Source organism: Nocardiopsis sp. M1B1, assembly GCF_052466615.1.
The window spans coordinates 2083696-2103521 of the sequence record NZ_CP196194.1 but is presented as its reverse complement, the minus strand read 5'-3'; the positions used below and the strand labels follow the sequence as shown (position 1 = coordinate 2103521).

General features: G+C 72.2%; 17 protein-coding genes. 5 read left to right on the top strand and 12 right to left on the bottom strand.

What is annotated here, in order from left to right; all coding sequences use genetic code 11:
* Window positions 1–47: 47 nt before the first annotated feature.
* Window positions 48–2147 (bottom strand): excinuclease ABC subunit UvrB, encoded by a 2100-nt coding sequence (uvrB, locus tag ACSTA4_RS09075; RefSeq protein WP_358415887.1) that lies wholly within the window; start codon window positions 2145–2147, stop codon window positions 48–50.
* A gap of 213 nt (window positions 2148–2360) precedes the next feature.
* On the opposite strand from uvrB, the gene ACSTA4_RS09070 reads away from it, so the two are divergent.
* On the top strand, window positions 2361–3404 hold the full coding sequence (locus ACSTA4_RS09070; RefSeq protein WP_444963144.1) for a hypothetical protein: 1044 nt from the start codon (window positions 2361–2363) through the stop codon (window positions 3402–3404).
* 177 nt (window positions 3405–3581) lie between these two features.
* Complete coding sequence (locus ACSTA4_RS09065; RefSeq protein ID WP_444963143.1) at window positions 3582–5003, top strand: hypothetical protein; 1422 nt, start codon at window positions 3582–3584, stop codon at window positions 5001–5003.
* Window positions 5004–5046: 43 nt separating this feature from the next.
* Here the strand turns inward: ACSTA4_RS09065 and ACSTA4_RS09060 are convergent, their stop codons facing one another.
* The 6 genes from ACSTA4_RS09060 to polA all read right to left on the bottom strand — a co-directional run bounded on the left by ACSTA4_RS09060 (window position 5047) and on the right by polA (window position 12136).
* Window positions 5047–5571 carry a hypothetical protein gene (locus ACSTA4_RS09060; protein ID WP_444963142.1) on the bottom strand — a complete coding sequence of 175 codons (525 nt, stop codon included), beginning with the start codon at window positions 5569–5571 and terminating at the stop codon, window positions 5047–5049.
* 40 nt (window positions 5572–5611) lie between these two features.
* Window positions 5612–6214 (bottom strand): dephospho-CoA kinase, encoded by a 603-nt coding sequence (gene coaE / locus ACSTA4_RS09055; protein ID WP_444963141.1) that lies wholly within the window; start codon window positions 6212–6214, stop codon window positions 5612–5614.
* Window positions 6215–6262: 48 nt separating this feature from the next.
* On the bottom strand, window positions 6263–6781 hold the full coding sequence (locus ACSTA4_RS09050) for a GNAT family N-acetyltransferase (RefSeq protein WP_248774237.1): 519 nt from the start codon (window positions 6779–6781) through the stop codon (window positions 6263–6265).
* A gap of 161 nt (window positions 6782–6942) precedes the next feature.
* Window positions 6943–8433 (bottom strand): 30S ribosomal protein S1, encoded by a 1491-nt coding sequence (gene rpsA / locus ACSTA4_RS09045; RefSeq protein WP_212640768.1) that lies wholly within the window; start codon window positions 8431–8433, stop codon window positions 6943–6945.
* A gap of 429 nt (window positions 8434–8862) precedes the next feature.
* Complete coding sequence (arfB, locus tag ACSTA4_RS09040) at window positions 8863–9306, bottom strand: alternative ribosome rescue aminoacyl-tRNA hydrolase ArfB (RefSeq protein WP_212640769.1); 444 nt, start codon at window positions 9304–9306, stop codon at window positions 8863–8865.
* A gap of 43 nt (window positions 9307–9349) precedes the next feature.
* Complete coding sequence (gene polA / locus ACSTA4_RS09035; RefSeq protein WP_444963140.1) at window positions 9350–12136, bottom strand: DNA polymerase I; 2787 nt, start codon at window positions 12134–12136, stop codon at window positions 9350–9352.
* A gap of 135 nt (window positions 12137–12271) precedes the next feature.
* Here polA and ACSTA4_RS09030 point away from each other — a divergent pair, with 135 nt between their 5' ends.
* Window positions 12272–12700 (top strand): PaaI family thioesterase, encoded by a 429-nt coding sequence (locus ACSTA4_RS09030; RefSeq protein ID WP_212640771.1) that lies wholly within the window; start codon window positions 12272–12274, stop codon window positions 12698–12700.
* Between the two features lie 464 nt (window positions 12701–13164).
* Complete coding sequence (locus ACSTA4_RS09025; protein WP_444963139.1) at window positions 13165–14412, top strand: ABC transporter substrate-binding protein; 1248 nt, start codon at window positions 13165–13167, stop codon at window positions 14410–14412.
* Window positions 14413–14645: 233 nt separating this feature from the next.
* Here the strand turns inward: ACSTA4_RS09025 and ACSTA4_RS09020 are convergent, their stop codons facing one another.
* The 5 genes from ACSTA4_RS09020 to ACSTA4_RS09000 form a co-directional block, all read right to left on the bottom strand.
* Complete coding sequence (locus ACSTA4_RS09020; protein ID WP_248774234.1) at window positions 14646–15746, bottom strand: glycerate kinase family protein; 1101 nt, start codon at window positions 15744–15746, stop codon at window positions 14646–14648.
* Window positions 15747–15798: 52 nt separating this feature from the next.
* Window positions 15799–16398, bottom strand: coding sequence for a PspA-associated protein PspAB (gene pspAB / locus ACSTA4_RS09015; protein WP_444963138.1), 600 nt, complete (start codon window positions 16396–16398; stop codon window positions 15799–15801).
* A 112-nt stretch (window positions 16399–16510) separates the two neighbouring features.
* A complete protein-coding gene (gene htpX, locus ACSTA4_RS09010) occupies window positions 16511–17434 on the bottom strand; it encodes a zinc metalloprotease HtpX (RefSeq protein WP_444963137.1) in 924 nt (307 codons plus the stop codon).
* 469 nt (window positions 17435–17903) lie between these two features.
* Entirely contained in the window at window positions 17904–18182 is a 279-nt protein-coding gene (gene pspAA, locus ACSTA4_RS09005; RefSeq protein ID WP_013152004.1) for a PspA-associated protein PspAA, read from the bottom strand.
* Window positions 18179–18961, bottom strand: a complete 783-nt coding sequence (locus ACSTA4_RS09000; RefSeq protein ID WP_268742363.1) for a PspA/IM30 family protein — start codon at window positions 18959–18961, stop codon at window positions 18179–18181. Before ACSTA4_RS09000 ends, pspAA begins: the two co-directional genes overlap by 4 nt.
* Window positions 18962–19057: 96 nt before the next feature.
* Between ACSTA4_RS09000 and ACSTA4_RS08995 the strand changes: the two genes are divergently transcribed.
* Window positions 19058–19729 carry a DUF3043 domain-containing protein gene (locus ACSTA4_RS08995; RefSeq protein WP_444963136.1) on the top strand — a complete coding sequence of 224 codons (672 nt, stop codon included), beginning with the start codon at window positions 19058–19060 and terminating at the stop codon, window positions 19727–19729.
* Window positions 19730–19826: the final 97 nt, after the last annotated feature.

Here is a 19826-nt window from a genome sequence, read left to right as displayed (position 1 = left end):
ACCCCGGTGTCCCCAGAGCTGGAAACACTACTCCACAGGCACTCGCGTCACTTCACCCCGGCCGCGTCCATGCCGCGCAGCTCACGTTTGAGTTCGCCGATCTCGTCGCGCAACCGGGCCGCCAGCTCGAACTGGAGGTCGGTGGCCGCCTGGTGCATCTGCTCGCTCAACTGCTCGATGAGCCCGGCCAGCTCCGCGCGCGGCATGGCGGACACGTCCGCCGAACGCTCGCCCAGCGCGGGCACCGGCGCCCGGCCGCCCCGGCCCCCCGAGCTGCGGTACCCGGTGGCCATGAGCTCCTCGGTGTCCACGTCCTCGCGGTTGAGCGTGTCCAGGATGTCGGCGATCTGCTTGCGCAGCGGCGTGGGGTCGATCCCGTGCTCGGCGTTGTAGGCCAGCTGCTTGTCCCGGCGCCGGTTGGTCTCGTCGATGGCCGCCCGCATGGAGTCGGTGACGTTGTCGGCGTACATGTGCACCTGGCCCGCGACGTTGCGCGCCGCGCGCCCGATCGTCTGGATCAGCGAGGTCTCCGAGCGCAGGAAGCCCTCCTTGTCCGCGTCCAGGATCGCCACCAGCGACACCTCGGGCAGGTCCAGGCCCTCGCGCAGCAGGTTGATGCCCACCAGCACGTCGAACTCGCCCACGCGCAGCTCTCGCAGCAGCTCCACGCGGCGCAGCGTGTCCACCTCGCTGTGCAGGTAGCGCACCCGGATGCCGAGTTCGGTGAAGTAGTCGGTGAGGTCCTCCGACATCTTCTTGGTGAGCGTGGTGACCAGCACCCGCTCGTCGCGCTCGGCGCGCACCCGGATCTCGTGGACCAGGTCGTCGATCTGCCCGTCGGTGGGCTTGACCAGCACCTCGGGGTCGACCAGCCCGGTGGGGCGGATGACCTGCTCGACCACCTCGCCGCCGCCCTGGCGCAGCTCGTAGCGGCCCGGAGTCGCCGACAGGTAGATGCTCTGCCCGATGCGCTCGGTGAACTCCTCCCACTTCAGCGGCCGGTTGTCCAGCGCCGAGGGGAGCCGGAACCCGTGCTCGACCAGGGTGCGCTTGCGCGCGGCGTCGCCCTCGTACATCGCGCCGATCTGCGGGACGGTCACGTGCGACTCGTCCAGCACCAGCAGGAAGTCCTCGGGGAAGTAGTCCAGGAGCGTGTTGGGCGGGCTGCCCGGCTCACGGCCGTCGAAGTGCCGCGAGTAGTTCTCGATGCCCGAGCAGGTGCCGAGCTGGCGCATCATCTCCAGGTCGTGGGTGGTGCGCATGCGCAGGCGCTGCGCCTCCAGCAGCTTGCCCTGGGCCTCCAGCTCGGCCAGCCGCTCGCCCAGTTCCGCCTCGATGGTGGCGATCGCCCGCTCGGTTCGCTCCTCGCCGGCCACGTAGTGCGAGGCGGGGAAGATGAACATCTCCCGGCTCTCGCCCAGCACCTCGCCGGTGAGCGGGTGCAGGGTCAGCAGGCGTTCGACCTCGTCACCGAACATCTCGATGCGGATCGCCAGCTCCTCGTAGACCGGGATGATCTCGATGGTGTCGCCGCGTACCCGGAACGTGCCGCGCGTGAACGCGGTGTCGTTGCGGGAGTACTGCATCTCCACCAGGCGGCGCAGCAGGTCGTCGCGGTCGACCTCCATACCCACCGCCAGCTGCGCCATCCGGTCCACGTACTCCTGCGGGGTGCCCAGGCCGTAGATGCACGAGACCGAGGCGACCACGATCGTGTCCCGGCGCGTGAGCAGCGAGTTGGTGGCCGAGTGGCGCAGCCGCTCGACCTCGTCGTTGATGGAGGAGTCCTTCTCGATGAAGGTGTCGCTCTGCGGGACGTAGGCCTCGGGCTGGTAGTAGTCGTAGTACGACACGAAGTACTCGACGGCGTTGTTGGGCAGCATCTGGCGCAGCTCGTTGGCGAACTGCGCCGCCAGGGTCTTGTTGGGCTGCATCACCAGGGTGGGCCGCTGGAGCTGCTCCACCGTCCACGCCACGGTCGCCGTCTTGCCGGTGCCGGTCGCGCCGAGCAGCACTGTGTGCGGCTCCCCGTCCCGCACCCTCCTGCTGATCTCGGCGATCGCGCCCGGCTGGTCCCCCGCCGGGGTCATCTCCGAGATCACCTCGAAGGGCGCCTCGCTGCGTTTGATGTCGCTGACCGGTCGCACGTCGTCTCTTCTCCCGTCGAAGGCGGGCCGCCCCCGCTGGCCCGCGTGTCCCTCACCCCTAACGCTACAGACCGCGTACGACATCCCTTCCCGGCCGAGGGCGCGGAGTTACCATCGAGACCAGCGCTCTGCGTCCGAAGCGAGGTGGCAGCCGTGTCACACCCCTCCAGACCGACCTTCGACCCGGGCCTCCCCCCGCGCGCGGTCGCGCGCATGAGGGCCCATCCCGAGAAACTGCTCCCGGCCGCGGCCCGCCCGCGGCGCGGGCCCACCTGGCGCCAGGGCGCCGCGATCACGGCCGCGGGGTGCACCTCCCTGGCCGCCGTCGCCCTGCTCTCCCCGGCGGCGGGAGCCGTCCTGGTGGCCCTGCTCTGCCTGGGGACGACCGCGGCCGTCCTCGGCCTGGCCTCGCTCCGGGGCTCCTTCACCGACGACTGGGCCGACCTGGTCATGCACGCCTTCTGGGCGCTGCCCGCCTCCACCGTGGGCGTCCTGGGCGCCCGGACGCTGCTCGACCAGGCGTTCGGGCCGGTCGGCGCCGTTGTCCCCGGCGACCCCGCGACCGCCGCCCTCTACCTGACCGCCGCCGCGGGCGGCGCCGGGGCCATCCTGCGGCCCGGCATGGTCGCCCGCCTGGCCTCGGAGTACGCCGACCGGTACGTGCTGCCCCAGGACTTCGGCCGCACCCACGGCTACGCCTCCCGCACCGAGGAGCCCGAGGCCCACCTGTTCGCCGCGCTCCAGCAGGCCACCGACCGGGTGGAGGAGGGCGTGCGGGTGCTCGGCGACTCCTTCGACGCCGCCCAGACCCTGCCGCTGCTGCGCGAGGAGGAGTGGAAGCTGGCCCAGGAGCTGCTGCGGCTGCGCTCCCTGCGCAGGGAGTTGCTGGTGCGTCGGCGCGAGGCCGTGTCCGAGCAGGTCACCCGGGCCCTGCAACCGCAGGAGGAGGCGGTGGCCCGCGCCACCGAGGCGCTCGACGAGCGGGTCGGGGTGCTGACCGGTTACGGCGACCGGGTGCACGCGGCGGTGACCGCGCACCGCGAGTGGGAGCAGTGCCAGGAGATCGCCGACCGCGCCGGGGACTACGCCGACCTGGCGCTGTTCTCGGCGCAGGAGCGGGTGCGCCCCCAGGAGATCGACGACAGCCTGCTCAGCGTGGAGGCCGCGCACTCGGTCCGCGAGGAGCTGGTGCGCGAGGCCGTGGCCGCCGGGTCGTCCCTGTCCGAGGTCCTGCACCGCGACCGCGGACGGGAGTGACGGGTGCGGGGACGGGGACGGGAGTGACGGGTGCGGGGACGGCCGCCGCGGCGGTGACAGCGGTGGGCGACGGCCCGGTTGCGGAGGCGTTCCCGCACGCCCGCTCCGTGTCCGGGCGGGCGCCCGCGGGTTAGTCTTCTCCACCCGGCCGAACTCCGCTCCCCCCACGAGGCCCCCATGCACGCCCGCGCCACCCTGCACCCCGATCTACCCCTCGAACTCGCCGAGCGCCTGCCCGCGCACGCGGCCGCCCCGCTGGGCGGCCCCTCCGGCCGAACCGCGCGGGGGCCGTCCCCGCGCGATCCCCTGCACTCCTGGTCGGCCGCGGTCTGCGCGGGCACCGCCGTGCTGCTGCTGTTCTCCGGCGAACCCCTCGCCGGAGCGGTGGCGTCCCTGTTCCTGGGCGTCGGCGGGTGGGTCTACCTGTTCACGGGCCTAGGGCGCAGGTACCCGGGGTTCAGCACCCGGCAGTTCGTCCTCCTGGTCGCGGTGTCCAGCCCCGTCACCGTCGAACCGCCGCTGCTGAACTTCCTCCTGGCGCGGGCGCTCGCGTTCCTCATGCCCTGGGCGGGGCCGAACACCGCCGCGGCCCTGCTGTTCGCCGTCGCCGCCCTCCTGCTGTTGGCCACCGCACGTCTCGGCCCCGCCCGGCGGGGGGACGGCGCTCTCGTCCACGGGGTGGACTACCTGCTGCCGCACGTGAGCGGCGACCCGGGCCGGTCGGGGGAGCCCTGGCCCGAACACCGCCTCCTGCTCGACCTCCAGGAGGCGACCGACCGCGTCGTCGAGGCCCACCGCGTGCTGGGACCCGACAGCAGGACCGCCGAGGCGGTCGCCCTCGCACGAAGGGAGGAGTGGGCGGCGTTCGTGCGTGTGAACCTGCGGCACCGGCGCGGTTCCCCGCGCCGGGGCGCTCCCGGGCGGCCGGAGCTGTCGGTGGAGGACGTCCGCCGCCCGCTCCGGCTCGGTCTCGCGGCGCACAGGGTGGTCGCGGCGCACCGGCGCTGGAGGCGGCTGGCGGGGTCCGGGCCGGGAACGGTTCCCGCGGTCGAGCTGTGGAGGTCCCGCCGGACCTCGGAGCGGCTGGAGAAGGAGTTCCTGGGCCGGGCGGCCGAACTCGGCGGGCCCGGCGCCGGGTTGTGGGCTCCGGCCTCCTCCGCGGCGGGCCTGCGGGAGGCGGTCCGCCGCACCGTCAGGGCGCGTCCCCGGTCACGGGTGGCGACGGCCCTGGTCGGCCTCCTGTTCCTGGGCGGCGCGGCCCTGGCGCTGACCTGGTACGACGCGTTCCACCTGCTGCTGGTCCTGGGCTGGACGGCGGCCGGGGTCCTGGTCGTGCGGGTCAGGGTCCGACGGGAGGCGTGGATGTCCTGGGGCGAGGCCGCGGCCTACGCCGTGGTCTCGGCCGTGGCCTGTGTCGGGTTGATGCCGGTCCTGCGCGACGTCGTGGTGTACCTGGTCGAACAGCTGGCCCCGGATCTGTTCCTGCTCCCGGGCGACGTCGCGACGGCTCTGCTGTACCTGACGGCCGCCCTGACCTGCTGGGGCGTCGCGGCCCTGGGCGTGGGCGGGGTGGACGGTGACGGGTTCGCGCACGCCTGACACCGCTGACGTGCTGGCCGTCCGTGAGGCGGGCGATACGGCGCTAAGCCGACGGGACCACGTCGAGAACGGCCTCGGGCCAGTCCGCCAACGTGAAGACCGGGCAGCGCAGGGACCCGCTGAGCAGGCCGTGGAGGTAGTCGACGGTGGACATCTCGTGACGGACCCACCGGCCCCGTGCGTCTGCCAGCAGGACCCATCCGTCCGGTGCTCCCACCGCCTCCCAGAAGAGGTCCGAACCGTTGTCGTCGGACCCCACGAAGAGCAGGTCGGAGAAGACGATCCGGTAGTCGCCTCTCCCGTCACGGTACGAGCGGCTGTCCCCGTCGATGGTGATCTCGTCGCTCCCGTAGATCCGCCGCTGGGTCTCCTGGTGTTCCCGGCTGTACTCCAGCAGGTTCCCGTCGACCGTGAAGTGGAACCTGTTGTCGATCTCGAAGCCGCTGCCGACACGGGTGAGCAGTTCCCGGACGTCGGAGGGCAGGGGGAAGTCGGGCGGCCCGTCCCGGGCGGGTGGCGGGGGCCCTTGGGGATAGAGCAGGCGTACCAGGTCGTCGACGGTGGACATCGTTGGCTCTCCGGCGGGGTGGGGGGATGGAAAGGGCGCGCTACCGGGCGCGCTCGACGAGTTCGCGCCAGAGCTCGGCCACGCGCTCCGTCAGTTCCTCGCGGGTGCCGGAGTTGTCCACCACCAGGTCGGCGGCGGCCAGGCGGGTGTCCCGGTCGGCCTGCGCGCGGATGCGGGCCTCCACCTGCTCGCGGGGCATGCCGCGATTGGCGGCGACCCGCTCCACCCGAACCTCGTCGGGGGCGTCCACCACGACCACCACGTCGTAGAGCGGCCCCAGGCCGTTCTCCACCAGCAGCGGGACGTCGTAGACCACCACCTCCACACCGGAGGCCACGGCCTCCTCCATGAGCTGGGAGCTGCGCTCGCCCACCAGGGGGTGCACGATGGCGTTGAGCCGGGCCAGGCTGGCCTCGTCGGCGAAGACGATCTCCCCGAGCCGGGGCCGGTCCAGGCGCCCGTCGGGGGTGAGCACCCGTTCGCCGAACTCGGCGACGACGGCCTCCAGGCCCGGTGTGCCGGGTTCGACGACCTCCCGGGCGATGGCGTCGGCGTCGACCACGGTGGCGCCGTAGGCGGCCAGTCCGGTCGCGACCGCGCTCTTGCCCGAGCCGATCCCGCCGGTGAGTCCCACTGTGAGCATGTCGGAAACCCTAGACCGCCGCCCGTGTCCGCGTCATGGCGCCCCCGCCTACCGCGCGGCCCGTGCGGCGCCGTCCGGGCGCGCCGCGGCCGGGGTGAGCTCCTTGCGCATGTGCACCATGACCAGGTGTTCGGCGACGCGCTCGCGGGAGGTCTCGGCGTACCCCAGGCCGCGGTAGAGCCGCTGCTGGCCGGTGTCCTGGGCCCCCGCGGACAGGGTGAGCGCGGCCAGGCCGGGGTGGCGCTCGCGCAGGCGGCCCTCCAGGTCGGCGAGCAGCGCCCGCGCGATCCCCCGGCGGCGCAGGTCGGGCACGACCGCCAGACGGGAGACCACCGCGCTGGTGCCCAGCACCCGCGCCCGCACCGAGCCGACCAGGCGGGTTCCGGCGACCGCCTTGAGCACGAGGGTGTCCTCCTGCCCCAGAAGTCTCTCCACCCTCTCCAGGCTCTCGGTGAGGGCCAGCACGAACGGGTCGCCGAAGGCCTGGGCCTCGTCGACGAACGCCGCGCGCTGGAGGGTGAAGACCTCGCCCGCGTCGGCGGGGGCGGCCGGGTGGATGTCGAACACGTCGCCTCCTGAAGGGCCCCTCCGTCGGGGGGCACGCCACGAGCCTAGCCCCCGGCCCGGCGGGTACCACGGGACACGGCCGGGGCCGGGCACGGCGAAGGGCCGCCCCCTCCGGAGAGGGGACGGCCCGAACAGCTTCTCAGCGTGTCCTCGAAGGCTGTTTAGGCCTCGCCACCCGCGAGCTTCTCGCGCAGGGCGGCCAGGGCCTCGTCGGAGGCCAGGGCGCCGCTGGAGGACTCCGAGCCGGACGAGCTGCTGCTCTGTCCGCCACCGGTGTAGTCGTCCTCCTCCACCGGGGCAGGAGCGTTGGCGGCGTCGGCCTCGGCCGCGCGCGCCTCCTCGACCTGCTTGCGGTGCGCCTCGAACCGGGCCTGGGCCTCGGCGTAGCTGCGCTCCCACTCGTCGCGCTGGGCCTCGAAGCCCTCGAGCCACTCGCCGCTGTCCGCGTCGAAGCCCTCGGGGTACTTGTAGTTGCCCTGCTCGTCGTACTCCGCGGCCATGCCGTAGAGGGTGGGGTCGAAGTCCACCTGGTCCGGCGAGACGCTCTCGTTGGCCTGCTTCAGCGAGAGGCTGATGCGGCGGCGGTCGAGGTCGATGTCGATGATCTTGACGAAGATCTCGGTGCCGACCTGGACGACCTGCTCGGGCACCTCGACGTGGCGCTCGGCCAGCTCGGAGATGTGGACCAGGCCCTCGATGCCCTCCTCGACGCGCACGAACGCACCGAACGGAACCAGCTTGGTGACCTTGCCGGGAACGACCTGGCCGATCTGGTGGGTCCGGGCGAACTGCTGCCACGGGTCTTCCTGGGTCGCCTTGAGCGACAGGGAGACGCGCTCGCGCTCCATGTCCACGTCGAGGACCTCGACGGTGACCTCCTGGCCGACCTCGACGACCTCGCTGGGGTGGTCGATGTGCTTCCAGGACAGCTCGGAGACGTGCACCAGGCCGTCGACGCCGCCCAGGTCCACGAACGCACCGAAGTTGACGATCGAGGAGACCACACCCTTGCGGATCTGGCCCTTCTGGAGGGTGTTGAGGAAGGTCTGGCGGACCTCGGACTGGGTCTGCTCCAGCCAGGCGCGGCGGGACAGGACCACGTTGTTGCGGTTCTTGTCCAGCTCGATGATCTTCGCCTCGAGCTCGCGGCCGACGTAGGGCTGCAGGTCGCGCACACGGCGCATCTCGACCAGGGAGGCGGGCAGGAAGCCGCGCAGACCGATGTCGAGGATGAGACCGCCCTTGACGACCTCGATGACGGTGCCGGTGACGACGCCGTCCTCCTCCTTGATCTTCTCGATCGTGCCCCAGGCGCGCTCGTACTGGGCGCGCTTCTTGGACAGGATCAGGCGGCCTTCCTTGTCCTCCTTCTGGAGGACGAGGGCCTCGACCTGGTCACCGACGGCAACGACCTCGCCGGGGTCGACGTCGTGCTTGATCGAGAGTTCCCGTGAGGGAATCACACCCTCGGTCTTGTAGCCGATGTCGAGCAAGACCTCGTCTCGATCGACCTTCACGATGGTGCCCTCGACAATGTCACCGTCGTTGAAGTACTTGATGGTCTCGTCGATCGCCGCGAGGAAGGCTTCCTCGGACCCGATGTCGTTGACCGCTACCTGGGGTGTCGAGGTGGCCTCGGTGCTGCTCGTCATGTGTGGGTGGACTCCGGATACGGACAGATTCAGAAAGATGGTCACATCGCGGGTTCGAACCCGTCGATCCGTCGTCCGAGGAGCGGAGCCGAGGCGGCGATGAACCGCCTGGACACCAATCGCCAGGTGCAGGGTGTCGACCGGAGCGGCGCGGTCGCGCCGACCCTCATCGGAGACAGCGGACGCACGCAGGAACCCACAACGCTCCCGCCAGAATATGAGACAAGGGCGTCCTGGTCAATCGGAACCCAGGGCCGCCAACCCGGCGTAGGTCGCAATGGCGGCAATTTACCCGAGCATGGCGGTCAAGATCAACTGGGGGGTAGTCCCACGTCCGAACGGGGGTTTCGTTCCCGCGGGACGGTCGCGGCGGCGGCCCGGAGCGCCGGCGCGGAGGCTGGAAGAAAAAGTGCGAAGGGCCGGTTACGGTCAGTCCGCGGAAGGCTTGGAGCGTGACCGTTTGATGGCGCTCCGTTGCTTCTTGGCGTCCAGGCGGCGCTGTTTGGCCCTGCGGCTCGGACGGGTCGCGCGGCGCTCGCGGGCGGGCGGCGCGATCGCCTCCTCCAGCAGGGCGGCCATCCGCTCCCTGGCCTCGGCCCGGTTGCGCGCCTGCGAGCGGTGGGTCTGCACGGTGACCGTGAGCACGTCCCCGACCAGGCGCCCCCGGAGCCGCTCCAGCGCGCGTTGGCGCCGCGTGCCGCCCAGGCCGGGGCAGGCCGCCACGTCCAACGAGAGCGACACCCGGGTGTCGGAGGTGTTGACGTGCTGGCCGCCGGGCCCCGAGGAGCGTGAGAAGCGCCACGTGAGGGCGTCGGCGGGGACGGTGACCGGACCCGCGCTCAGCCCCTCCTCGGCCGTGCTCCGTGTCGTCACCGTCCCCCACCTTCCCGTCGTGCGCGGGCCGCGCGGCCCCTGTTCAGTGCGCGGCGTCGTGCCAGTTCTGGCCGCTGCCGACCGAGACGGCCAGCGGCACACGCAGATCATAGGCGGAGCTCATCTCGCGCGCCACGATGTTTTCGACCTCCCCGCGCTCACCGGGCGCGACCTCCACCACGAGTTCGTCGTGCACCTGGAGCAGGACCCGGGAGGCGAACCCGCCCCCGGTGAGGGCCGCGTCCACCCGGAGCATGGCCACCTTGATGATGTCGGCGGCCGACCCCTGGATCGGCGCGTTGAGCGCCATCCGCTCGGCCATCTCCCGGCGCTGGCGGTTGTCGCTGGTCAGGTCGGGCAGGTAGCGGCGCCGCCCCAGGATGGTCTCGGTGTAGCCGACCCGGCGGGCCTCCTCGACCACGGCGTTGAGGTAGTCGCGCACCCCGCCGAACTCGGCGAAGTAGTCCTCCATGAGGCGCTTGGACTCCTCCGGCGTGATCCCCAGCTGCTGGGACAGGCCGTAGGCGCTCAGCCCGTAGGCCAGGCCGTAGCTCATGGCCTTGATCCTGGACCGCGCCTCGCCGTCCACCTGCTCGACCTCGACGTCGAAGATCTGCGCGGCCATCTGCGCGTGGAAGTCGTAGCCGCTGTTGAAGGCGTCGATCAGCGCCTGCTCGCCCGACAGGTGCGCCATGATGCGCAGCTCGATCTGGCTGTAGTCAGCGGTGAGCAGTTCCTCGTAGCCCTCCCCCACCACGAACGCGCGGCGGATGCGCCGCCCCACGTCGGTGCGCACGGGGATGTTCTGGAGGTTGGGGTCGGTGGAGCTCAGGCGCCCGGTCGCCGCCACCGTCTGGTTGAAGGTGGTGTGGATGCGGCCGTCGTCGGCGACGGTCTTGATCAGCCCCTCGACCGTGGTGCGCAGCTTGGTCTGGTCGCGGTGGTGCAGCAGGACCGCGGGCAGCTCGTTGTCGGTCTGGGCGGCCAGCCACGCCAGCGCGTCGGCGTCGGTGGTGTAGCCCGTCTTGATCTTCTTGGTCCTGGGCAGGCCCAGGTCCTCGAACAGCACCTGCTGGAGCTGCTTGGGCGAGCCGAGGTTGAACTCGCGGCCCACGATCTCGTGCGCGCGCTCCACCGCGACCCGGCCCGCCGCGGCGAACTCGCCCTGGAGCTCCTCCAGGTAGGCCCGGTCGGCGGCGATCCCGGCGCGCTCCAGGCGGGCCAGCACGTCCACCAGCGGCAGCTCGACCTCGTGCAGCAGGTGGGTGCCGCCGCGCTTGTCGAGTTCGGCGGAGAGCACCCCGGCCAGGTCGCGGGTGGCGCTCGCGCGCACGGCCAGCAGGTGCTGGCGGCCCGAGCCCGCCCCGTCCTCGCCGCCCAGGTCCAGGGTCAGCTGGTCGCCGGAGGAGTCCTCCTCCAGCTCCCGGCCCAGGTACTTGCGGCACAGGTCGGCCAGGTCGAAGCGGCGCTGCCCCGGCTGGGCCAGGTAGGCGGCCAGGGCGGTGTCGCTGACCACCCCGCCCAGCTCCCAGCCGTGCGCGCCCAGGGCCAGCAGGGCGCCCTTGTACTCGTGCACGGCCTTGGGGCGGCGCGGGTCGGCCAGGAAGTCCGCCAGCGCCTCGGTGTCGGCGGGGTCCAGGGCGGTGGGGTCCACGAACACGGCGTCGCCGGAGGGCACGCTGATGGCCAGCGCGTCCACCCGGCCGGTGCCCTGCCCCCAGGCGCCGTCCAGGGCCAGTCCGGCGGGCGCGGTGGGCGTGAGGGTGTCGGAGGCCGCGTCGTCGGGGGCGGCGTGCGCGGCCAGCCAGGGGGCCAGCTCGCCGGTCCCGGCAACGGTCAGTTCGACGCGGAAGCCCTCGACCGCCTCGGTCCCCGTCTCCCCGGAGCCGTCCTCGGGCAGGCGGACGACGGCGTAGAGGCGCTCGCGCAGGTTGGAGGCGAACTCCAGGTTGTCGAAGAGCGCGTCGATCCCGGTGCGGTCGGCCTCGCCCAGGGCCAGGGCGGTGACCTCCGCCTCCAGCTCCACGTCGGTGGCCAGCCGGTTGAGCCGCTGGTTGCGCAGGACGTCGTCCAGGTGGTCGCGGAAGCTCTGCCCGGCCTTGCCGGGAAGCTCGTCGGCGTGGGCGACCAGCTCGTCCAGGGACCCGTACTTGGTGATCCACTTGGCGGCGGTCTTGGGGCCCACGCCCGGCACGCCGGGCAGGTTGTCGGCCTTCTCCCCCACCAGCGCGGCCAGGTCGCGGTAGCGCTCGGGGGTGACCCCGTACTTGTCCTCGACCGCGGCGGGGTCCATCCGCCGCAGGTCGGACAGGCTCTTGCCCGGGTACAGGACCGTGCAGGAGTCGGTGACCAGCTGGAAGGCGTCGCGGTCGCCGGAGGCGATGAGCACCTCCATCCCGGCCTCGCCGCCCTGGTGGGCCAGGGTGGCGATGACGTCGTCGGCCTCGAACCCGGGGGCGGACAGGTTGGCGACGCCGATCAGCCTCATCAGATCCTGGGTGAGCGGCACCTGGGAGGGGAACTCCGGCGGGGTGTCGGAGCGGCCGTCCTTGTACTCGGCGTACTCCTCGTGCCGGAAGGTGGGGCCGGACAGGTCCCAGGCCACCGCGACGTGGGTGGGTTCCTCGTCGCGCAGCAGCTTGACCAGCATCGACGCGAAGCCGTACACGGCGTTGGTCGACTGCCCGGTACTCGTGCCGAACTTGTCCACCGGGAGCGCGAAGAACGCGCGGAAGGCCATCGAGTGGCCGTCCAGGAGGAGGAGCCGGGGTCGCCTGCCGCCGTCGCCGGTCCGGGTTGTCTGGTCGGGGGTCTCTCGCTTGGTCACCACAGGTGAATCCTAGGATGCGACGGAGACACTTCGCGGCCATACCGCGAGGGCAGTGACACGACGGCGGGGACGCCGCCCCCGGTCCGGCGCGGCCCGTGCCCGGCCGCGGCGGGGTCCCGAGGAGGCTGAGGGCAGATGACGACGGACTCCGAGGCGATGCGGCGGATGCTCGACACGGGCGCGCTCGCGGGCGGTCTGGGCGAGCGCATGGGCATCGAGGTGACGGAGGCGTCCGCCGAGCGCGTGGTGGGCCGGATGCCGGTGGAGGGCAACGTCCAGCCGTTCGGGCTGCTGCACGGCGGCGCGTCGTGCGTGCTGGCCGAGACCCTGGGGTCGATCGGCGCCACGGCCCACGCCTCCCGGTTCGGCAAGGTCGCGGTCGGTATCGAGATCAACGCCACGCACCACCGCTCGGCCACGGAGGGGCACGTGACCGGTGTGGCCACACCCGTGCACCTGGGCCGGACGCTGGCCACGTGGGACATCACCATCACCGACGACGGGGGCCGGAAGGTGTGCACCTCCCGGCTCACGTGCATGCTGCGCGAGCTGCCGGGGGCGTAGCGGGGGCCCGGCCGCCCGGGAGGTCCCGGCGGGTCCGCGGGGTGGCCGTCCCTTCTGCGCCGCGTATAGCGGTCAAGGGTTTTCTCGTTTTAAGGAAGGACCGCTTCACACCCGCGTGTAGTACGCCTGTGGCTTTCCTCCGGCCCGGCCGCCGCCCTTGACGGCCGGGCCGCGTCATGCCTGATCACCGCGACAGTTCGCTACCCCGCGAGCACGGAAAGCTGTGATCTGTACAGAGACGAAACGTCGGATGTCAATGATGACTACAGAGCCATAACAGCCTGACGGCGAGTCGGCACCAACGCCCGTTCCGTCCTTTCCGCACCAGAACTTTCATGATTAAGCTCCGCTAACGCTCCTGATTAAGTCATGCCACACATCACGGACATTCAGGACGCGCATGCTCATGGCACGGCTGCCCCGCGCAGCACGTGCTTCGCCGGTTGAACGGAGTGACCACGATCATGGCTAGCAAGAAGGTCCTAGGCCTCACTGCCGCAACCGCGGCCCTCGTCCTCGGCCTGACCGCGTGTGGCAGCGACGGCGGCGAGGGAGGCGGCGGCGGTGAGGGCGGTGAAGAGTTCACCTACGGCATCCTCTACCCGCAGACCGGCAACCTCGCCTTCCTCGGCCCGCCCCAGATCACGGCCGCCGAGTACGCGATCTCCGAGATCAACGCCGCGGGCGGCATCCTCGGCACCGAGGTCCCCGCCATCGTCGAGGGCGACGAGGCGGGCGACAACGCCCAGGCCAACGAGGCCGCCAACAACCTCGTCTCCGACCAGGTGAACGCCGTCATCGGCGCCGCGGCCTCCGGCATGACGCAGGCGACCTACGACACCATCACCGGTTCCGAGATCGTCCAGTGCTCGGGCTCCAACACCGCCGCCGAGCTCAGCGAGATCGAGGACAACGGCTACTACTTCCGCACCGCGCCGAGCGACCTGCTCTCCGCGGTCGTGATGGCCCGCACGATGGTCGAGAACGGCAACCAGAACATCGCCATCGTCGCGCGCGCCGACGACTACGGCGGCGGCTACGCGGGCGCCCTCCAGACGGAGCTGGAGAACCTGGGCGCCCAGGTCGTGGTCAACGAGACCTACGACCCGCTGGCCACCACCTTCGACTCGGTCGTCAACAGCGTCACCAACGAGGAGCCGGACGCCGTCGCGCTCATCGCCTTCGAGGAGGGCGCGCAGGTCATCGCCCAGCTCCTGGAGGGCGGCACCGAGGGCGAGCAGCTCTACGTCACCGACGGCCTCAACGACCCGAACCTGGGCGAGACCGTCAGCGCCGACGACCCCGGGAGCGTCACCGGCATCACCGGTATCGCCCCGAGCGCGGACAACCCCGAGTTCACCGAGGGCCTGACCAGCTTCAACGAGGAGCTGGAGGTCTTCCAGTTCGCCCCGCAGGTCTACGACTGCGTCACCGTGATCGCCCTGGCCGCCGAGGCCGCGGGCAGCGTGAACCCGTCCGAGTACGTCGCCGAGCTGCCCAACGTCAGCCGTCCCGAGGGCACCGAGTGCGGCACCTTCGAGGAGTGCCGCGACCTGCTGGCCGACGGTGAGGAGATCAACTACCAGGGCGTCAGCGGCAACATCGACTTCAACGACAACGGCGACCCGACCGCCGCCACCTTCGAGATCTTCCACTACGGGGAGGACGGCCACGAGATCCTGGCCTACGAGGAGCACTCCCTGGAGGAGTAGCGGCGACGGTTCGTAGCGGCCCCCGCCGCGCACGGACCCCTCCGTCACGGCGCGGCCCGTGACGACGCACGGCAGCGGCGCCCCGGGAGCGGGTTCTCCCGGGGCGCCGCTTCGCGTGTGCGCGCCCCGCGGCGCGGGCCGAGCGGGGGGAACGCGGGGAGGGGGCGGGGCAGCCAGCCCCCTCCGTGTCCGCCGGGGTCCGGTCTCAGCCGGAACCCGGCCTCACCGGGGGCTCAGCGGGTCCAGCGGCGGGCGATGTCGGCGGCCAGGGCGCGCAGTTCGTCCGCGGAGCGGGTCATGGCGGCCTCGACCGATCCCGAGGACTCCACGAGGGAGTAGGTCTCGGTGATCCCGGCCGCGGCCGCCTCAGCGCGGCCGACCTTGACCGCGCCCGCGGTGACCACGCAGGGGACGCCGTGCTTGTTGGCGGCCTGGGCGACGCCGTGGGGCAGTTTGCCGCGCAGCGACTGGGAGTCGAAGGAGCCCTCTCCGGTGATGACCAGGTCGGCCCCCGCGAGGCGGTCAGTCAGGCGCACGGAGTCCAGGACGCGGCTGATGCCCGACTCGACGGTGCCGCCGAGCAGGAGCAGGGCGAAGCCCAGGCCGCCCGCGGCTCCGGCGCCGGGGGTGTCGCGGACCTCGCCGCCGGGGTCGACGCGGTCGGCGAAGGCGGTCAGGGCGGCGTCCAGGCGCTGCACCTGGTCGGGGTCGGCGCCCTTCTGGGGCCCGAAGACGGCGCTGGCCCCGTGGATGCCCAGCAGGGGGTTGTCGACGTCGGTGGCGGCGACGACACGGACCCCGGCCACGGCCCGGCGGGCCGCGTCGAGGTCGACGTCGCCGGGGTCGGCCAGGGGGCCGCCGCCGTGGCTCAGGCGGTCGGCGGGGGTGGCGCCCAGGGCGGCCAGGAGACCGGCCCCGGCGTCGTTGGTGGAGCTGCCGCCGAGTCCGACGACGACGGTGCGGGCGCCGGAGCGGACCGCGTGGGCGACCAGCTCGCCGACGCCGTGGGTGGTGGTGCGGCCGGGGTCGCGGTCACCGGAGGGCACCAGGTGCAGGCCGCAGGCCTGGGCGCTCTCCACGTAGGCGGTGTCGCCGTCCAGGAGGTACTCCGCGGTCACGGGCGCGCCGAGAGGGCCGGTCACCTCGGTCCGGTGCACCTCGCCGCCGAGGGCCGTGTGCAGGACCTCGACGAAGCCGGGGCCGCCGTCGGAGAGCGGCAGCAGGTCCGTGGTGGCGGAGGGATCGGTCCGGTGCCAGCCGTCGGCGACCGCCTGCGCGGCTTCGAGGGCGGAGAGGGTACCGGCGAACTTGTCAGGAGCGATGAGGATACGCACCGGACCAGTGTGCCAGGCCACATTTCTCCCGGCGCGGGGCACCCCCCGCTGGTCAGAGGCCGGGCGCCCCGTAGACGGGGAACCAGCGGGATCGGTCCTCCTCCAGGGGCAGGTCGCGGCCGATGGCGGCCTCGGCCTGGAGTTCCAGGGCGTTGTCCCTGCGGCCGCCGTCGCCGACCGGGGCGAAGGGGTAGAAGGTGCCGCGCTTGTAGAGGTAGACCAGCCCCAGCGAGCGCGTGCCGTCGGTGAAGCCGACCAGGGAGCACAGGAGGGAGGGCCCGTAGCCGTTGGCCTCCAGGGTGGAGTTGACGGCGTGCAGGTCGGTCACCAGGCCGGTGATGTCGGGGGCGGCGGCGCCGTCCGGGCCCCGGGCCGGGTCGGCCGAGCGCACCACCAGCCAGGTGTAGCCGTAGTCGTCGGTGACCTGTTCGACGGGCGTCCCCCCGTCGGCGTCGAGCAGCTCGGTGACGTCGCGTTCCAGGTCGGCGAAGGCGGCGCCCTCGGTGGCGCGGAAGGCGACGGAGCCGGTGCCGGTGGGCGTGAAACCCGCTGCGGCACGCAGGGTGACCGACGCCGAGGGCAGGCCGAACAGGGCGTCGAGGTCGGGCTGGGCCGGTTCGGAGCGCCCGAACAGCGCTCGCCAGAAGCTCATCGTGGCCGGTCCCCTCTCGTGGTCGTGTCGGTCGCGCGCGGACCGGATCGGCCCCGTGTCCGCCCGCGCGGATCGGTGCCGCCGTCCCCTCCGGCGGCCCCCGCGGACGGGGTCAGCGCCCCTGCCCGAGCTGGCGCGAGATGTCGGACAGCTGCTCCAGCCGCTGCTGCACCGGCGGGTGTGTGGCGACCAGCTGGCTGAAGCTGAACCCCTTGCGGGAGGAGGCCGGAGCGAAGAAGAAGGCGTTGAACGGCTCCGCCTGGCGCAGGTCGCGGGTGGGGATGCGGGACATGTCGCCGGTGATCTTGGTCAGGGCGCTGCCCAGCACGGACGGGCGCCCGGTGAGGTAGGCGGCGGCGCGGTCGGCCGACAGCTCCCGGTAGCGCGACAGCGCCCGGGTGAGCAGGAAGCTGAGCGCCCAGGCCGCGGCGCTGACGGCCACGACGAGCAGGGCGACCACGGCCGGCGCGGGCCCGTTGTTGTTGTTGCCGCGCGTCGCCCCGGCGAACATCGCGAAGCGCAGACCGGCCTGGGTGAGGAACCCGGCCACGATGCCCAGGAACCCGGCGACGGTCATCACCATGACGTCGCGGTGGGCGATGTGGGACAGCTCGTGCGCCAGGACCGCCTCCAGCTCGGGGCCGTCGAGGCGGCGCATGAGGCCGGTGGTCACGCACACGACCGCGGACTTCTCGTTGTGCCCGGTGGCGAAGGCGTTGGGCACGTCGGTGTCGGCGATCCCCACGCGGGGCTTGGACATGTCCGCCATGGCGCACAGCCGGTCGACGAGGGCGTGCAGCTCGGGCGCCTGCTCCGGGGAGACCTCCTTGGCGCCCATGGCGAACATGGCGATCCTGTCGGAGGCGAAGTAGCTGAACAGCGCGAACCCGGCGACGATGAGCAGCACCAGCCACACGTTGAGGCCCACGAGGACCAGCCCGACGACGAAGGCCGCGTAGACCAGGGCGAGCAGGCCCATGGTCGTCACCATGCGGGCGGTCAGTCCCCGGTCAGGTCTGAACTTGGATCCGGCCATGCCGTAGTCCCCTCCGCCGACGCGTCGACTGTCTCGGAGTGTAGTTCGCGCAGGTGGGAAACAGTATGAGGTGGTCCGCCCGCCGCGTGTTCGCCGACAGCGCCCGCTGCCGGCCCCGCGGAGCCGGTGCGGCCTCCCCGGCGGACCGTCCCCCGCGCGCACCGCGGGTTCCCGTCCTCTCCCCTTCCCTCCACCACGTCCAACGGACGGGGGTCCCGCCGCGGTTCCTGGGGCGGGAGCGGCGCACGCCACACGCGGCCCGCCACACGCGGCCCGTCGCGGGCGGCCCGGACGGGCGCGTACGCCCCCGGACACGCGAAAGCCGCCGTGACACGTGGTCACGGCGGCCCGGAAACGCGCGCGCAGGCACCGAGCGCCGCACCGGCCGACCGGAATCCGGCCCGCCGTGCGCACTCACCGGTCCGGACGCACCTGGACGGAGGCGGTGCGCCGGACGGAGGACCCGGTCCTAACCGGGGATGAGTCCGTCGTCCTGGAGCATCTCCCGCACCTCTTCCATGGTGGCGTCGGCGTGCGGGAGGATGAACTGCGAGGGCTCCAGCGCGTCGGGCGGCAGCGGCCGACCGTCCTCGCGGACCCTCTCCAGGAGGTCGTGCAGGGCACGGCGGAACGTGGCCTCGTCGCCCGACTCGATCGCCGACTCCAGCGCGGAGTCGAAGGAGTTGAGCAGCTCCAGGTCGGCGTCGGTGAGGTCGAGCTGCCCCTCACCCATGATGCGGACGATCACGCGCCCTCCCGGTTACCGGTGCCGCCGGTGTTCCCGGCGCCGTTGCCGCCCTCGATCTGGGGGGTGGAACCGCCGCTGCCCTGGCCGAGCTCCATCTTCATGCGCTCCAGCTCGGCCTCGACGCCGGTGGTGCTGGCCATGCGGTCCAGCTCGCTCTGGATGTCGTCCCTGCCGGTGCCGGTGACGTCGTCGAGCGCGCCCGAGGCGAGCAGCTCGTCCACGGCGCCCGCGCGGGCCTGCATCTCGGCGGTCTTGTCCTCGGCGCGCTGGACGGCCATGCCGACGTCGCCCATCTCCTCGGAGATGCCCGAGAAGGCCTCGCTGATCTGCGTCTGGGCCTGGGCGGCGGTGTAGTTGGCCTTGATGGTCTCCTTGCGCGTGCGGAAGGCGTCCACCTTGGTCTGGAGGCGCTGGGCCGCCATGGTGAGCTTCTGCTCCTCGCCCTGGAGGTTGGCGTGCTGCCCGCGCAGGTCCTCGATCTGCTGGGACAGGCCGGAGCGGCGGGTCAGGGCCTCGCGGGCGAGGTCCTCGCGCCCCTGCGTCAGGGCGGCGCGGCTCTGGTTCTCCAGCTTGCCGGACTGCTGCTCCAGCTGCTGGATCTGGAGCTCGACGCGCTTGCGGGAGGTCGCGACGTCGGCCACACCGCGCCGCACCTTCTGTAGGAGCTCGAGCTGCTTCTGGTACGAGTAGTCGAGCGTTTCCCTTGGGTCCTCGACCGAATCCAAGGCCTTGTTGGCCTTGGACCTGAAGATCATCGAAAGTCGCTGAAACACGCTCATCGGCGTGGCCGTCCCCTTCTCGGTGCGTACATCGGCTGTTCCCAGCGGGCGCTTTGCCCAACCCTACGCGCTCTGGCCCGCGGTCGCCATAAAGCTATGACCGGCTACCCTGTGGGTGTGTTCCGACGTCGCTCCGCTTCCGCAGCCACGGATCCGGCCTCCGCCGAATCCGCCAGCCCTGAGGCCACTGAGTCCACCCAACCTAAGGGATACACGCCCAAGAAGGGTGTTCCCACCCCAAAGCGCAGGGAATCCGAGCCCAACCCCCGCCGACCGCTCAAGGCGCCCGAGACGCGCAAGGAGGCCTACCAGGCCTACCGGGATCGTCTTGACCGCCAACGCGGCAGGGGCACCGCGAGTTCCGCGATCAAGGGCGTGCCCAAGGACGAGGCCCGCTACTACCGGCAGCAGGACCTCGGCGAGGCCCGGGCGTTCGCCCGCGACTTCGTCGACTCGCGCCGCAGCGCCAGCGAGTTCTTCCTGCCGTTCTCGATCGTGATCATCGCGCTGCTGTTCATCAACAACCCGATGTTCCAGATCGGTGTGGCCTACGTCCTGTGGCCGCTGATGATGGTCACCATCATCGCCGAGGGCGTCATGGTGGGCCGCACGGTCAAGAAGCGCGCCGCCGGGTACTTCCCCGACGACCCCGCCGTCAAGGGCATCGGGATGTACGCGGCCATGCGCCAGCTCCAGTTCCGCCGCCTGCGCCTGCCCAAGCCGCGGCTCAAGGTCCGCGAGGACCCCACGCCCCGCCAGGCGCGCTGACGGCTCCCGCCACCGCCTCCCCGACGACGTGAGCCCGGGCCGGTCCCAGCACCGGCCCCTCACTCCCCGCCGAGCCCCCCGCTCCCCTCGGATTGGG